The following is a 13,233-nucleotide window of genomic DNA, read 5'->3' as shown; positions in this document are numbered from 1 at the left end:
CGCAGGAGGTCGGTCAGTCGCTCGTCGGGGACCGTGGACGGCGGACGGGAACGGCACCGGACGTTCACCCGGTGTTCGCCGCAGCCGCACCGCGGCGACAACATCGGGGCGTAGCTTCACCGCTGGGTCCCGCGGACGGTCGACATCCCCGATCCGACGGGGACCACTGGCGAGGGCGGGAACAGGCCACCACGGCCGACAGCCCCACCGGCGAGCCCACGGCACGCGCGGAGTCCTGAGGAAGGACACAACTCATGCCAACGCAGGTGCGCACCCGTGTGCGCAGATCCCTCACCATCGGCGCGGTCACCTCGGTGCTCGCCCTGGGCGCCCTCCCCGCGCTCGCGGCGGACGGGGGCACCACTGCTCCCGATCCCGTGGACCTCATGGGTGAGTTCAACAACTACTGGACGCCACTCACCTACGACGCCACCTCCGACGAGACCAAGGCGGCGACCGCCTTCCGTGGGACCGTGCTCCCCGCCGGGGAGGAGATCCTCGAGCAGAACGACTCGACCCTGGTGGCCGTCAACCACGCCGGTGCAGCGGACCAGACCCAGGCCCACCGCGCCCTCGTCGACGCCGACTACGACTGGAAGCAGACGCTCCCGGACGCCCTCGGGCCCGTGCTGGGCACCTACTTCGCCGAGGGGGTCGCCGACGGCGAACTCCCGTTGACCACGGACGCGATCACCACGGCGGGCGCAGGGGCCAACACCGGCACCGCCAAGCCATTCTTCAACTTCCCGCGGCCCTTCCTGGACGACCGCACCTCCGGGGGCGAGTCCGATCTGCGCAGCCTCAGGGCCAACCTCGGGATCGCCGAGATCCCGGACTGGAAGGATCCGGCCACCGGCCGCACCCACACGGCTGGCTACGCGTCCCTGCTGGCCGGGTTCTCGCAGGCCTTCCCCTCGGGCCACACCACCTACGCCTACACCGTGGGCCTCGAGCTCGCGACCCTCCTGCCGCAGCTGGGCACCGAGATCGTCACCCGCTCCTCGGAGGCCGGCAACAACCGCATCGTGCTGGGTGTGCACTACCCGCTCGACGTCATGGGCGGACGCATCGTGGGCCACTCGCAGGTGGCGGCGAAGCTCTCCGACCCCTCCTACGTCTCCGGCACGGTCCTTCCCGCCCAGAGCGAGCTCGCCGACTACCTCGCCTCGCGCTGCGCCGCCGACGGCCACGGCGAGACCCTCGAGGAGTGCATCGACGAGGTCGGGGCCGCGGACGAGGGCGGCTACACGAACGCCTTCACGGACGCCGTCTCCCAGGCTCCCGTCACCGACCGGGCCTCCGCCCTCACCGCCTACCGGGCACGGATGACCTACGGCTTCTCCCAGGTCGGCTCCGTCGGCCGGGCGGCAGTGGTGCCCGAGGACGCCGAGAGCCTGCTGGTGACCGCCTTCCCGACCCTGTCCGCCGACCAGCGCCGCGCGGTGCTCGCCGCGACCGAGATCGACTCCGGGTACCCGCTGGACTCCTCCTCCCTGGGCTGGCAGCGCATCGACCTTCCTGCCGCCCTGAGCGCGAAGGTCACCCTGGACGCGGACGGCACGGTCGTCTCGGTGGAGACCGGGCAGGCCACCGCCTCGGTCGTCACCGATGAGCCCACGACCGATCCCACGGGTGAACCCACCACCGATCCCAGCACGGATCCCGTCCCCGACCCCTCCGACCAGGGAACAGTCCCCACGGACGACCCCACCACCGATCCGGTGGACAACGCCACCTCGCCTGCCGCCGCGGACACCGCGACCGCGTCCGTGAGTGCGGCGGGTCCTGCGGGTCTGGCCCACACGGGCTCCGACGCCGCAGGTGTCGGTGTCCTTGCGACGCTGCTGGCCGTGTGCGGCATCGCGGCGGCCGCCGTCGCCAGACGCCGCATGCGCGACTGAGGGCCGGTCAGCGGACGGGGCCGGGCCCCTGCCGACAGGCGCCGCTGGGCCCCTGCCGGCGGGCGCCGCTGGGTTCCGGTCGGCAAGCACCGGGGGCCCCGGTCAGCACGTGCCGCTGACAACCGGCCAGGAGAGGGGGGTCCGGGCGCCGTGCCCGGACCCCTCCCTCGACTCCTGCGCTCCACGTGCGGCTTCTCACACAGGGCCGGTCCTCGTGGGACGAACAGCGTGGACGGACAATGGCAGGAACGGAAGGACACACATGGACGCCCAGCAGCAGAGCGACCGGGGACCGGGGCGCGTGGCACCGACCACGTTCGCCGAGAACGAGACGATCCGCACCCAACTCGCCCACCGCACGATCCGTGCGTTCACCCCCGACCCCGTGGGGGAGGAGGTCGTCCGCAGCCTGTTGGACGTCGCCCGGCACGCCCCCACAAGCAGCTTCTACCAGCAGACGACCGTCCTGTGGGTCAGGGATCCCGGCCTGCGGCACGAGGTGTACCGGTCCTCCGGACAGCCCTACGTGGACGGGACCCGGGGCGAGCTGCTGGTGTTCGTCGTGGACCTGCACCGCAACGCCTGCATCCGGGAGGAGGCGGGTGAGGACCTCGAACCACTCGGACGCACGACCCTGTTCCTCGAGGGCGTCGAGGACACGGTCATCGCGGCCCAGAACACCGTCGTGGCCGCCGAGAGCCTCGGCCTGGGCACCGTCTACCTGGGGAGCATCGGCGGCGACCCGCGGCGTGTCATCCGCGCGCTGCGGCTCCCACGGCACACCTTCCCCCTCCTCGGTCTCCTGGTCGGGCACCCCGACCAGGAGCCCCAGTTCAAGCCCCGTCTCCCCGCCGACCTGACCACGGCGGTCGACACCTATCCTGAGGTCGAGGACTGGGGTGCCGCCCTGGCCGCGTACGACGCGACCGTGCAGACCTACTACGACCTCCGCGACGCGAACCGCAGGGTGGACTCCTTCACCCGCCAGATCCGCACCAAGCCCGGGACCGGACGCGCAGAACAGGCCCCCGTCGTCGAGGTGCTGCACGAGCAGGGACTGGCGCTGGGCTGAGGACGGGTCCCGGAGCCACACGTCCAGGACCCGGGGCCGATGAAACGCTGATATCGCTCGGATATCAGGAGAAGTGTGCGGCCCCCGCGCCCCCACCGTCGCGTCCGATTCCCGCCAGCCGAACGGGCGGCACCATGGCAGGCTGTGGCCCATGGACTTCGACTCCCGCTACGCCGCAGTCGCGTCCCGTGACCGACGGTTCGACGGACGCTTCGTCACCGCGGTGCGCTCGACGGGGATCTACTGCCGCCCGAGCTGCCCGGCCCGCACGCCGAAGCCCGGCAACGTCGAGTTCTTCGCCACCAGCGCGGCAACCCAGGCCGCAGGGTACCGGGCCTGCCGGAGATGCCTGCCCGAGGCCCTGCCCGGCAGCCCCGAGTGGGACCTGCGCGAGGACCTGGCGGCCCGCGCGATGCGACTGATCAGCCAGGGAGTCGTCGACCGCGAAGGCGTCGGCGGTCTCGCGTCCCGGCTCGGGCACTCCACCCGTCACCTGACGCGCGTGCTCACCGACGAGCTCGGTGCAGGTCCGCTCGCCCTGGCGCGCTCACAGCGCGCCCACACCGCCCGGCAGCTCCTGTGCACCACGACACTGCCGGTCTCCGAGGTGGCCTTCTCCGCGGGGTTCTCCAGCATCCGCCAGTTCAATGACACCGTCCGCGAGGTCTTCGGCCTCACCCCCACCCAGCTGCGCGGGCGCGCCCGACGCGCGGAGGCGGTCGCCCAGGTACCCGGGGCGATCACGCTGCGCCTGGCACACCGTGAGCCGCTGGACCTGCGTGGTCTGTTCGACTGGTATGCCGCGCGCGCCGTCCGGGGCATCGAGGACGCAGGAGTCGGACACCTCTCACGGACGCTGAGGACGTCGCGCGGCGCCGCCCTCGTCGAACTGTGGGGGGAGGGCAGGGAGGTCCTGGCACGACTCCACCTGCAGGATCCCTCCGAGCTCCCCGAAGTGCTCGGACGGGTTCGGCGAGCACTCGACCTCGATGCGGACCCCGTCTCCGTCGACACCGCCCTGTCCCGTGACGACCGGCTCGCCCCACACGTCGACGAAGTGCCGGGGATCCGCATCCCCGGTGAGTTCGACCTCGCAGAGGCTCTGGCGCGTGCCGTGATCGGACAGCAGGTGGGGGTGGAACCCGCCCGCAGGGACTTCGCCCGGGTGGCGCGTCTGCTGGCGGATCCCCTCCCCCCGGGGTTCGCACCCGCGGGGCGGAAGGACGCCACGCCCCATCTCCTGTTCCCCACCGCATCCGTCCTGGCCGAGCGCGCCGTCGCGGCTGTACCCGGGCCGCGACGCCGGGGGGCCACGATCGCGGCGGCCTGTGCGGCGGTCGCGGAGGGGCGCCTCGCCATCGACCCCTCCTGGAGACGTGAGGACGCGGTGGCGGCCCTGTGTGCGGTGCCGGGGATCGGCCCGTGGACCGCGGACCACGTGACGATGCGCGTGACGGGGAACCCGGACGTCCTGGTCCGTGGCGACGCCGCGCAGCGGAGGGGTGCGAGCAGGCTCGGGTTGGGCACCACAGCTGCGGAACTGGAAGGGGAGGGGCGTGCATTCGCGCCCTGGAGGAGCTACCTCGGCATGCACCTGTGGCGTGCCTCGATCGGAAGGGACACACCATGACGGACGTCGGACGCCCTGCTGCGGAGGCGGGACACCTCGCCGGGCTGCTGCTCGTGACGACTCTCGGGACACCCGACGGGCCCTTCACCGTGGTGGAGGAGACGGACGGAACCGTGTGGGCCTCCGGATGGAGCGCGGATGTCGGGGACCTCCTTCACCGCGCACACATCGCCCCCGGGACACCGCTGGCGCCCTCCCGGGGAACCTCGGCTGCGGTACGCGCGGTCCTCTCCCTCTACGAGGGCGACGCCGCACCCCTGGCCGGTGTCCCGGTCCGCCGGTCCGGCACCGCGTTCCAACAGGAGGTGTGGAGGGGACTGCGGGACATCCCGGTGGGGACGACACTCTCCTACGGCCGGCTCGGGGAGTGCATCGGCCGCCCTAGTGCGGTTCGCGCCGTCGGCCTGGCCTGCGGGCGCAACGCCGTGGCCCCCTTCGTGCCCTGCCACCGCGTGGTGGGGGCCGACGGTTCACTGACCGGTTACGCGTGGGGGCTCGAGATCAAGCGCCACCTCCTGACCCTCGAGGGCGCGCTGCGTCCCTGAGGGAGCGGCACCCTGCCGGTACGGAACCGTCCGTCCCGGCAGGGGTCACGCCCTGGAGGGGTTGACGGGCGTTCCCCGACGACGGGGGAGCGGTCTCAGGGACGGACGAGGACGACCGAGGCCTCGTCGGTGTGGGTGAGGAAGGTCAGGGACTCCTGGAGGTAGAGCTCGACGTCCTCACCCGTGTGGGCGGTGTAGCCGATCGAGACATCCTGTCCCAGGACCATCTCGTAGTCGCCGCCGCGGGTGCTCAACAGGCAGCCACCCGACAGGGCCGGCGCCCAGACGACCTGTTCGACGAGCTGCTCCAGCTGCGTGCGGATGGGGTAGCCGTGGTCGCGGGTCTCCGAGGCCTCGGTGTGGACGTCGGCGTCGAGGACGAGGGCGTAGGGGCCCTCCACCCCAGCCAACCGCAGCTCGGTGAGGGCATGGGCGACCACCTCGGGGAGCTCCCGCGCATCGGCGGGCAGGGTGATCGGCTCATTGCTCGAGGCCGGGGCGATGCCCCGGACCTGCGCGGCGGCGTACCCCTGGAAGACGGCGGCGTCCTCGGCCCTGGCCAGTGCGGTGGCGGCGTCCTTGACGGGCTGCCAGTCGGAGTCCTGCGCGCCCCGGAGGACGTCGTCGACGGCGGCACGCGAGACCGAGAAGGGGACGCGCAGCTCGACCAGTGGGGCGACCTCCCGCAGACGCGAGCGGATGCCCGGCCGGGGCGGGTCGATGGTGCTCAGGTGGCCGGTGTTGGCGGCGGCCGCCTCCAGGCCGAGAGGGCCCGTGACGTCGACGACGCGACGTGCGGCGGAGTTGCGACGGAAGGTGCGCCGCGCCTCCTCGGCGATCTCGCCCCAGGCGGCGTCACTGACGGGCGCGAGCCAACGGTGCAGGTTGGAGGTCCCGACCGTGGTCGCCGTCGCGGCGACTGTGGGCCCTTCGTTCGGTGAGCTCATGATGTGGTTCCTCTCAGGCTGCCGATCGACAGCGATTCCGTGGTGCTGGTGTCGGGTTCGGTGTCCGGTCGTCCTGCTGCGGGTCGTCCCTGTGCGGGCACGTCGTCCGGGAGCGACTCCAGCAGGTCCAGTGAGGGCACGAAGAACAGGGAGCCGGTCAGGGCCGTGGACACGTCGAGGATGTGGTCGTAGTTGCCCGGTGGGTTGCCGATGAACATGTTGTCGAGCATCTGCTCGGTGACGGAGGGATCCGCGGCGTAGGCGATGTAGTACGTGCCGAACTCCCCACGACCCGGGTCGCCGAAGGCCATGTTGTCACGCAGGATGTCGTGCTCGGTGCCGTCCTCGTCGACGATGGTGTTGAGGGAGACGTGGGAGTTGGTCGGCATGACCTCCTCGTCGAGCTCGACGTCGTCGAGCTTCGTGCGACCGATGACGTGCTCCTGCTCCTCGGTGCTCAGTGCGTGCCAGGCGGCCATGTCGTGCACGTACTTCTGCACGATGACGTAGCTGCCACCGGCGAACTCCGGTTCACCGGAGGTGTCGATCAGGGCGGCACCCACTGCCCCACGCCCGGTCGGGTTCTCGGTGCCGTCGACGAACCCGAGGAGGTCCCGGGAGTCGAAGTAACGGAAGCCGGTGACGTGGTCCTCGACGTGCACGTCCGCACCGATGGCGTCCATCAGAAGCCGGGTCAGCTCGAAGACGAGGTCGGGCCGGTTCGCGCGGATGTGGAAGAGGATGTCCCCGGGGGTGGAGGGTGCGTGGTGACGGGCCCCCGTCACGGGGTGGAAGGCGTGGAGCTGGGCGGGTCGGGGGGTCCCGGCGGGTCGGATCCTGTCCCAGAAGTCCGCCCCGAACCCCACCACGCAGGACAGGGAGGCGGTGGGTTCGCGGAAGCCGACGGCCCGGACGAGCGAACCGATGTCGGCTGCCACCGCGAGGACGCGTCCCGCTGCGGAGGAGTCCCCGGGGACGGTGACGACGAGGAAGGCCGCCGAGGAGGTCAGCGAGGTGAGGATCGCCTGGGGCTCCGGGTCCTGGGCCGGGGTCTGGGGCGACTGGGCACTCTGGAAGGCATCGAGGGGCACACCCCGAGCCTACCGCCCCGGGTGGCCGGGCGGGGATGGCCTCACTCCTCTCCGGTCACCAGCCTGCCCGAGGAGTGCTCCCCGAGGCGCTCCAGTGCCAGACGTGCCACCATCTGCTGGTTCGTGGTGGTGCGTTCCGAGCGTGCCCGGGAGAGGAAGCTGATGAACCAGTGCAGCAGGGTCATGACCTGCTGTTTGAAACCGACGATGTAGAGCAGGTGCAGGAAGCACCACGCCAGCCAGGCCGTGAACCCACTCATCTTGACCCGACCGACGCTGACCACCGCCTTGAAACGTGCGATCGTGGCCATCGACCCCTTGTCCCGGTAGCTGAAGGTGGTCCTGCGGGGTGGTCGTCCACGCAGGCGCGAGTCGATGAGGTCCGCGACGAAACGTGCTGACTGGATGGCACCCTGGGCGACCCCGGGGACACCGTCGACGGACATGAGGTCTCCGATGACGAAGACCTCGGGATGGCCGGGCACCGACAGGTCCGGGCCGACCCTCACCCGGCCCGCCCGGTCCAGCTCGGCTCCGGTGCGCTCGGCGAGCACGCGGCCCAGGGGGGAGCCCTGGACACCGGCCGCCCACACCTTGCACACCGAGGGGATGCGTTCGCTCTTCCCCTCGGCGTCGCGCACGGTGACCGACTCGGCGTCCATGCCGGTGACCAGGGTGCGGGTACGGACCTCGACACCGAGCTCCTCCAGGGCCTTCTGGGCGCGGGTGCCCAGCTTCTCGCCGAACACCGGCAGGGGCAGGGGCGCTCCGTCGAGGAGGACCACGCGGGCGCTGGAGGGATCGATGGAGCGGAACTCACCGCGCAGTGTGTTGGAGGAGAGCTCCCGGATCTGTCCCGCCATCTCCACACCGGTCGGACCCGCCCCCACGACCACGAAGGTGAGGAGTTCCGCGATCCGGGTGGGGTCGGTCTCGATCTCGGCGAGTTCGAAGGCTCCGAAGATCCTCGCACGCAGTTCGAGGGCGTCGTCGATGGTCTTCATCCCGGGGGCGAAGGTCGCGAAATGGTCATTGCCGAAGTAGGACTGTCCGGCTCCCGCGGCGACGACCAGGGTGTCGTAGGGGGTCTCCTCGGCCCGGTTGTGGTTCCTCCAGTGCACGACCCGCGCCTGTGTGTCGATGTCCTCCACGAGGCCCAGGAGGACCCGCGCGTTGCGCTGCCTGCGCAGGACCTCGCGGGTCGCGGGTGCGATCTCCCCCTCGGAGAGGATTCCCGTGGCGACCTGGTAGAGGAGTGGTTGGAACAGGTGGTGGCCCGTCCGCGCGATGACGGTGATGTCGACGTCGCTGCGCCGCAGCGCCCGCGTGGCGAACAGTCCTCCGAAGCCGGAGCCGATGATGACGACGCGATGCCTGGCCATGGTTCCTCCCGAAATAGGTCAGGTGAATGTTACCTAATTCGTGGGGCGGATCCCAGCTGGGGAGGGGTGCCTGCACCTGACGGGGGTCGCGGTGGTGGAGGATCCGCCGACGGGTGCGGGATCTGGGGGGTGGTGGGGACGTGCGGAGGAATGTGGGACGTGTGGACGGTGCGGGGCGTGCGGAGGAATGTGGGAGGTGGTGAGGTCAGGAGCGCTGGGCGGGCGTGGCCCCGCACCCGGAGAACCCTCTGCGCGAGAGCCGCGTTCCGTGACCGCCCCGTGTACGGCTCCAGGGCGCCCTTCACGCGTCACCGGTCGACGTGGACAGCCCCGCGGCCCGGCCCGACGTGTCCGGCTCCGCGTGTCCGACCGGTGGGACGCCCGTGGAGGACTCCCACGGGGAGGCAGTCACGCACCCCTGAGCAGGGCGAGGAACAGGGTGGCCGCGCAGGCGAGCGACCAGCTCGTCATCGATCCGATGAGGAACTCCTCGGCCTTCGCCCCGAGTCCCGAGTCCCGTGAGATCTCCGGGAAACGCACGATGCCCTTGGCGGCCAGGAGTGCGGCGATCACCGGGAGCGCACCGGCGAGCCCGAGCACCACGATGAGGAGGCGTTCGAGGGGGCCGATGACACGACCTCCCCGCAGTACCGGGTGGTCGGGAGGGGTTGCCCCCTCCGTGCCTCGCACCGCTGCGAGGGTCGATGCCGTGAGGAGGTTGGAGGCGGGGCCCATGAGGGCGATCACCCCGACCGTGGCGACCAGGAGTGCCAGGGGGACCCCCGCCAGGGCGGGTGAGCGCACCTCCGTCCACCCTCGGGTGAGAGCGGTGGGGCCCGTCGTCAGGACGGTGTCCAGGCCGAGCGCCACGGCGATGGTGACGACCAGACAGGCGGTCGCGACGATGGTCCGGTGCGGGGCCCGACCGACGCCCGCGGGCATGCCACGACGTGGTGCGCCCGGAGCTGCTGCCCCGATGGACAGGCACCACCCCTGCGCGACGCCCACCAGGGCGAGGCAGGCCCACCACTGCACGCCGAGGCCGGCCACTCCCAGGACCAGGCACAGTGCGGTCCACGCCCAGGACAGGGGGGCGCGGCGCTGCCGGGGGATCGTGACGAGGAGGGAACCGATGCCCGAGGCGAGGACGACGAGTGAGGCGCTCATCGGCGCACCTCCCCGGAGGCGAGGAGTCGGTGGACCTCGACCAATGTCGCGGCGCCCGATCGGTGCGCATTCTGGGAGACGGCCGACTGGGTGATCCCTTCGGAGCGTGCGATCTCGACCTGGGTCGACCCGGCCAGGAGCCCGGTGGCGATGCGGCGCTCCCGGGACTTCATGCGGGCGATCACGTGGTCGCGCAGCAGCAGGAGGGCGTTCACCGTCTCCTCTTCGGGCCACGCCGCCTGTCCCGGGCTGGAGGGGGCACCGCTGCGGAACCAGGTGAGGGCGGCGTCCTGGCCCCCCTCGCGGAGCCGGTGGACGGTCTGGATCGCCTCCCGCGCCGCCCACCAGGCGGAGCCGTCCTGGATGGGCGGGGCCGACCCGGTGGTGCTGCCACCCACCTCCACCACGGTGCCGGTGCCGATCCCGAACCGGAGCGAGAGCGTCGCCGGGAGCAGGAGGTGCGCGAGACCCGTCACCCGTACGGCGGTGGGCGGATCGGCGACGACCAATTGGAACTCGTCGCCGACCGTCGGCCAGACCGGACGCAGCACCTCGGCGCCCTCGCAGGCCCGCGCCAGGGAGTCGAGGATGGCTTGCTGGGCAGCGGCACGGTCGGGCAGGTCGCGGGAGCCGATGATGTCCGCGATGATGCCGGTGGCGATGGTCATGCCTGACGATAACACTGATATGTGCCCAATATCAGTGTTTTTGCGGACCCAGCCCGGTCACACACCACTGTCCTCGAGCACGAAGGCGGGGGAGGGCACCTGCGCCGACCCCTCCAGGAGCCGGGGACGGGGGTCCTGCGGGGTCCGTTCCAGGACACGGACCAGCGAGTCCGTCTCCCCGGCGACGACGAGGAGACTCCGGCCGTCGCCCGCGTCCACCACGGCGAAGTGGCGGGGCCAGGACGCCCCCGTCCAGGTCCGCCCCAGCAGCCCCAGGCCACTGCCGTCGGAGGAGACGCGGAACGTCGCGAGACTCCCGGGTCCACGCACGGCCACGTCGAGCAGGAGCGTCCCGTCCGGCTGCGGTGAGAGCACCAGGTGCGAGGGCAGGGGTGCGACGTCCGAGCGGTCGGCCACGGGCACCCGCGTCACCTCGTGGGCCTCCTTCCCGTCCCACTCCAGGAGCACCACCTCGGCGCTGAGCTCGGTGACGACGAGGAGGTGACGCCCGTCCGGCAGGAATGCTGCGTGGCGTGGTCCGGATCCGGGGGTGAAACGGAATGCCACTCCGTCCTCGACCAGCTGAGGTGACCCGCCCCCCTCGACGACGCGCAGCCGCCTCAGCTCATCGGTGCCCAGGTCGCACACGAGGACGGTCCCCGCGCCCGGGGCGACCGTCGCGGAGTGTGCATGAGATCCCTCCTGCCGGTCCGTGCGGGGGCCGTGGCCCGTGTGCCGCAGGGCGGAGGTCGCGCCGACGGGGCGCCCGTGCGGGTCCAGGTGTGCGACCCCGACCGTGCCGTCGCCGTAGTTGGAGGTCACGAGGAGTCCGCCCGGGAGGCCAGGCAGCAGGGCCAGGTGCGTCGGGGCCGCACCCGCGGACCCCGGTTCGTCCAGGGGGGTCAGGGTGGCACCCTCACCCACACCCAGGACCGTGAGGGCCCCCTCCGGTTCCGCCTCCGCAGTGGCGTAGAGCAACGGGAGGTGGGGGTGGCGCAAGAGGAAGGAGGGTGCGGGGACCTCGCAGACCTGGACGGCGGGGGAGAGGTGGCCCGAGTCGGTGTCCAGCTCCGTCCTCCAGATCCCCTCACCCAGCCCCGCGGGGGTGCCGATTCCGGCGACGGGGAAGGTGCCGATCCACAGTGTGCGGGAGTGGTCCGGGTGCGCAGGTGTCATGGGGACACGGTAGCCACGGCGCTACTGTGTGTGGATGGACAGCACCTGGAGCGTCGCCGATGTCGTCGCGCGGATGGACGAGTGGTACCCACCGCACACTGCGGAGTCCTGGGACCGTGTCGGTCTGGTCCTGGGCGACCCGACGCGTCGCGTGCACCGGCTCCTCCTGGCGGTCGATCCGGTCGCCGCAACGGTCGGCGAGGCGCTCGACCACGGGGCGGACATGGTCATCACGCACCACCCGCTGTACCTGCGCGGGACCTCCTTCCTGCCGGAGGACGACCCCAAGGGTGCGCTGGTCGCCCGTCTCATCAGGTCGGGCACGGCGCTCCTCAACGCCCACACCAACGCCGACATCGCCTGGGGTGGGGTGTCCGCAGCCCTCGCGGACCTCGTGGGACTGCGGGACTCCCGACCCCTCGAACCGACCGGCGAGGACGCCGGGGGACACGCAGTCGGTTTCGGACGCATCGGTGGTGTCACGCCCCAGTCGCTGGGCGCCTTCGCCGACCACGTGGCCTCCGTCCTGCCCGCGGGGCCGCACGGGCTGCTCGTTGGCGGGGACGAGGGCGCGACCGTGCGTGTCGTGGCCGTGTCCGGCGGCGCGGGCGACCACTTCCTCCACGCGGCGCGTCGCGCGGGGGCGGACGTGTTCCTCACCGCGGACCTGCGGCACCATCCGGCCTCCGAGCACCTGGAGGGTGGGGCCCCGGCGCTCCTCTGCGCCAGTCACTGGGCCACGGAGTGGCCCTGGCTGCCGGTGCTCGCGCGACGGCTGCGTGGCGCGGCGCGTGCGGATGGTGTCGAGCTCGACGTGGAAGTCTCTACGATGGTCACAGAACCGTGGAACACCCACCGACCGACCACTGGAGGACACCGGTGAACGCACCGCACGAGGACCAACTGCTGCTGCTCGACCTGCAGAAGCTCGACCAGCGCGCCTCGAAGCTGCGTCACCAGCGCAACTCCCACCCCGCCCACGCCACGTTGCAGGAACTCTCGGGCCGCGCCGAGGACCTCCGGCGTGCGGCGATCACGCAGGGCGCCGTCATCTCGGACATCCGTCGTGAGGTCACCCGCATCGAGGACGACATCGAGAAGGTCCGCGCCCGCCGCGAGCTCCAGCAGGGGAGGCTCGATCGCAACGAGGTGCCCCTGAGGGACATGAACCCGATGGAGCACGAGATCAGGCGGATGGACCAGCGGCTGTCCGACCTCGAGGACACCCAGCTCGAGGCGATGGAGAGGCTGGAGACGGCGGAGACCGCCGAGCAGGCCATGAAGGACGAGGCCGCCGCGATCGCCTCCGACGTGGAGGCCACCCGTGCCGGCTTCACCCGTGACATGGCGGGGGTCGACGAGGAACTGCGCGGCGTGCTCGCCGAGCGCGAGGCACTCGCCGCCCGAGTCCCCGCGGAACTCATGGACGAGTACGAGCGCTCCCGGTCGCGCAACGGCGCCCTGGCGGTCGTCGAGGTGCGTGACGGCCAGGTGCTCGGCGCGGCCACGGAACTCTCACCCGCCGAACTCGAGGACGTGCGCCGGACCCCGGAGGACCAGCTGTGCTGGGCCGAGGAGACCGGTCAGATCATCGTGCGGACCACCGCGTCCTGACCGACTGCACCCCGGCCGGGACCCGGTCGCCGGACCGGTT

12 protein-coding genes are annotated in these 13,233 nt (G+C 71.7%); 6 read left to right on the top strand and 6 right to left on the bottom strand.

The annotated features are described in order from the left end of the window. Positions 1-254 precede the first annotated feature (254 nt). The 4 genes from BQ9890_RS00190 to BQ9890_RS00175 all read left to right on the top strand — a co-directional run bounded on the left by BQ9890_RS00190 (position 255) and on the right by BQ9890_RS00175 (position 5,148). Positions 255-1,901, top strand: a complete 1,647-nt coding sequence (locus tag BQ9890_RS00190) for a phosphatase PAP2 family protein (protein WP_075888428.1) — start codon at positions 255-257, stop codon at positions 1,899-1,901. 262 nt (positions 1,902-2,163) lie between these two features. After that, entirely contained in the window at positions 2,164-2,973 is an 810-nt protein-coding gene (locus BQ9890_RS00185; RefSeq protein ID WP_078062112.1) for an NADPH-dependent oxidoreductase, read from the top strand. Between the two features lie 151 nt (positions 2,974-3,124). Then, on the top strand, positions 3,125-4,603 hold the full coding sequence (locus tag BQ9890_RS00180) for an AlkA N-terminal domain-containing protein (protein ID WP_075888427.1): 1,479 nt from the start codon (positions 3,125-3,127) through the stop codon (positions 4,601-4,603). Beyond that, on the top strand, positions 4,600-5,148 hold the full coding sequence (locus BQ9890_RS00175; protein ID WP_075888426.1) for a methylated-DNA--[protein]-cysteine S-methyltransferase: 549 nt from the start codon (positions 4,600-4,602) through the stop codon (positions 5,146-5,148). Before BQ9890_RS00180 ends, BQ9890_RS00175 begins: the two co-directional genes overlap by 4 nt. 95 nt (positions 5,149-5,243) lie before the next feature. Here BQ9890_RS00175 and BQ9890_RS00170 read toward each other — a convergent pair whose 3' ends face one another. The 6 genes from BQ9890_RS00170 to BQ9890_RS00145 form a co-directional block, all read right to left on the bottom strand. Further along, positions 5,244-6,095 carry a family 1 encapsulin nanocompartment shell protein gene (locus BQ9890_RS00170; RefSeq protein ID WP_075888425.1) on the bottom strand — a complete coding sequence of 284 codons (852 nt, stop codon included), beginning with the start codon at positions 6,093-6,095 and terminating at the stop codon, positions 5,244-5,246. Next, positions 6,092-7,186 carry a Dyp-type peroxidase gene (locus tag BQ9890_RS00165; protein ID WP_075888424.1) on the bottom strand — a complete coding sequence of 365 codons (1,095 nt, stop codon included), beginning with the start codon at positions 7,184-7,186 and terminating at the stop codon, positions 6,092-6,094. Before BQ9890_RS00165 ends, BQ9890_RS00170 begins: the two co-directional genes overlap by 4 nt. Positions 7,187-7,227: 41 nt before the next feature. Beyond that, on the bottom strand, positions 7,228-8,568 hold the full coding sequence (locus BQ9890_RS00160; RefSeq protein ID WP_075888423.1) for an NAD(P)/FAD-dependent oxidoreductase: 1,341 nt from the start codon (positions 8,566-8,568) through the stop codon (positions 7,228-7,230). 408 nt (positions 8,569-8,976) lie between these two features. Continuing rightward, entirely contained in the window at positions 8,977-9,735 is a 759-nt protein-coding gene (locus tag BQ9890_RS00155; protein WP_075888422.1) for a hypothetical protein, read from the bottom strand. After that, the gene (locus BQ9890_RS00150; RefSeq protein ID WP_075888421.1) at positions 9,732-10,403 is read right to left on the bottom strand and encodes a SatD family protein; all 672 of its coding nucleotides are present in this window, start codon (positions 10,401-10,403) and stop codon (positions 9,732-9,734) included. Before BQ9890_RS00150 ends, BQ9890_RS00155 begins: the two co-directional genes overlap by 4 nt. A 57-nt stretch (positions 10,404-10,460) precedes the next feature. Then, positions 10,461-11,579 carry a lactonase family protein gene (locus tag BQ9890_RS00145; RefSeq protein ID WP_075888420.1) on the bottom strand — a complete coding sequence of 373 codons (1,119 nt, stop codon included), beginning with the start codon at positions 11,577-11,579 and terminating at the stop codon, positions 10,461-10,463. A gap of 34 nt (positions 11,580-11,613) precedes the next feature. Here BQ9890_RS00145 and BQ9890_RS00140 point away from each other — a divergent pair, with 34 nt between their 5' ends. Both BQ9890_RS00140 and BQ9890_RS00135 read left to right on the top strand, forming a co-directional pair. After that, the gene (locus tag BQ9890_RS00140) at positions 11,614-12,462 is read left to right on the top strand and encodes a Nif3-like dinuclear metal center hexameric protein (protein WP_075892451.1); all 849 of its coding nucleotides are present in this window, start codon (positions 11,614-11,616) and stop codon (positions 12,460-12,462) included. After that, entirely contained in the window at positions 12,459-13,193 is a 735-nt protein-coding gene (locus BQ9890_RS00135) for a zinc ribbon domain-containing protein (RefSeq protein ID WP_075888419.1), read from the top strand. Before BQ9890_RS00140 ends, BQ9890_RS00135 begins: the two co-directional genes overlap by 4 nt. The last annotated feature ends 40 nt before the right edge of the window (positions 13,194-13,233 follow it).

Origin of the sequence: Actinomyces provencensis (genome assembly GCF_900155435.1) — a bacterium.
Classification (GTDB): Bacteria; Actinomycetota; Actinomycetes; order Actinomycetales; family Actinomycetaceae; genus Pauljensenia; species Pauljensenia provencensis.
Note: the sequence above shows the minus strand (reverse complement) of the source record. Positions and strands in the feature narration are given on the sequence as shown.

Bases quoted from the DNA above. Each gene is read 5' to 3' on its own strand.
- BQ9890_RS00175 (WP_075888426.1), top strand. From the start codon at position 4,600: ATGACGGACGTCGGACGCCCTGCTGCGGAGGCGGGACACCTCGCCGGG.
- BQ9890_RS00160 (WP_075888423.1), bottom strand. From the start codon at position 8,568: ATGGCCAGGCATCGCGTCGTCATCATCGGCTCCGGCTTCGGAGGACTG.
- BQ9890_RS00180 (WP_075888427.1), top strand. From the start codon at position 3,125: ATGGACTTCGACTCCCGCTACGCCGCAGTCGCGTCCCGTGACCGACGG.
- BQ9890_RS00150 (WP_075888421.1), bottom strand. From the start codon at position 10,403: ATGACCATCGCCACCGGCATCATCGCGGACATCATCGGCTCCCGCGAC.
- BQ9890_RS00170 (WP_075888425.1), bottom strand. From the start codon at position 6,095: ATGAGCTCACCGAACGAAGGGCCCACAGTCGCCGCGACGGCGACCACG.
- BQ9890_RS00140 (WP_075892451.1), top strand. From the start codon at position 11,614: ATGGACAGCACCTGGAGCGTCGCCGATGTCGTCGCGCGGATGGACGAG.
- BQ9890_RS00145 (WP_075888420.1), bottom strand. From the start codon at position 11,579: ATGACACCTGCGCACCCGGACCACTCCCGCACACTGTGGATCGGCACC.
- BQ9890_RS00190 (WP_075888428.1), top strand. From the start codon at position 255: ATGCCAACGCAGGTGCGCACCCGTGTGCGCAGATCCCTCACCATCGGC.
- BQ9890_RS00155 (WP_075888422.1), bottom strand. From the start codon at position 9,735: ATGAGCGCCTCACTCGTCGTCCTCGCCTCGGGCATCGGTTCCCTCCTC.
- BQ9890_RS00185 (WP_078062112.1), top strand. From the start codon at position 2,164: ATGGACGCCCAGCAGCAGAGCGACCGGGGACCGGGGCGCGTGGCACCG.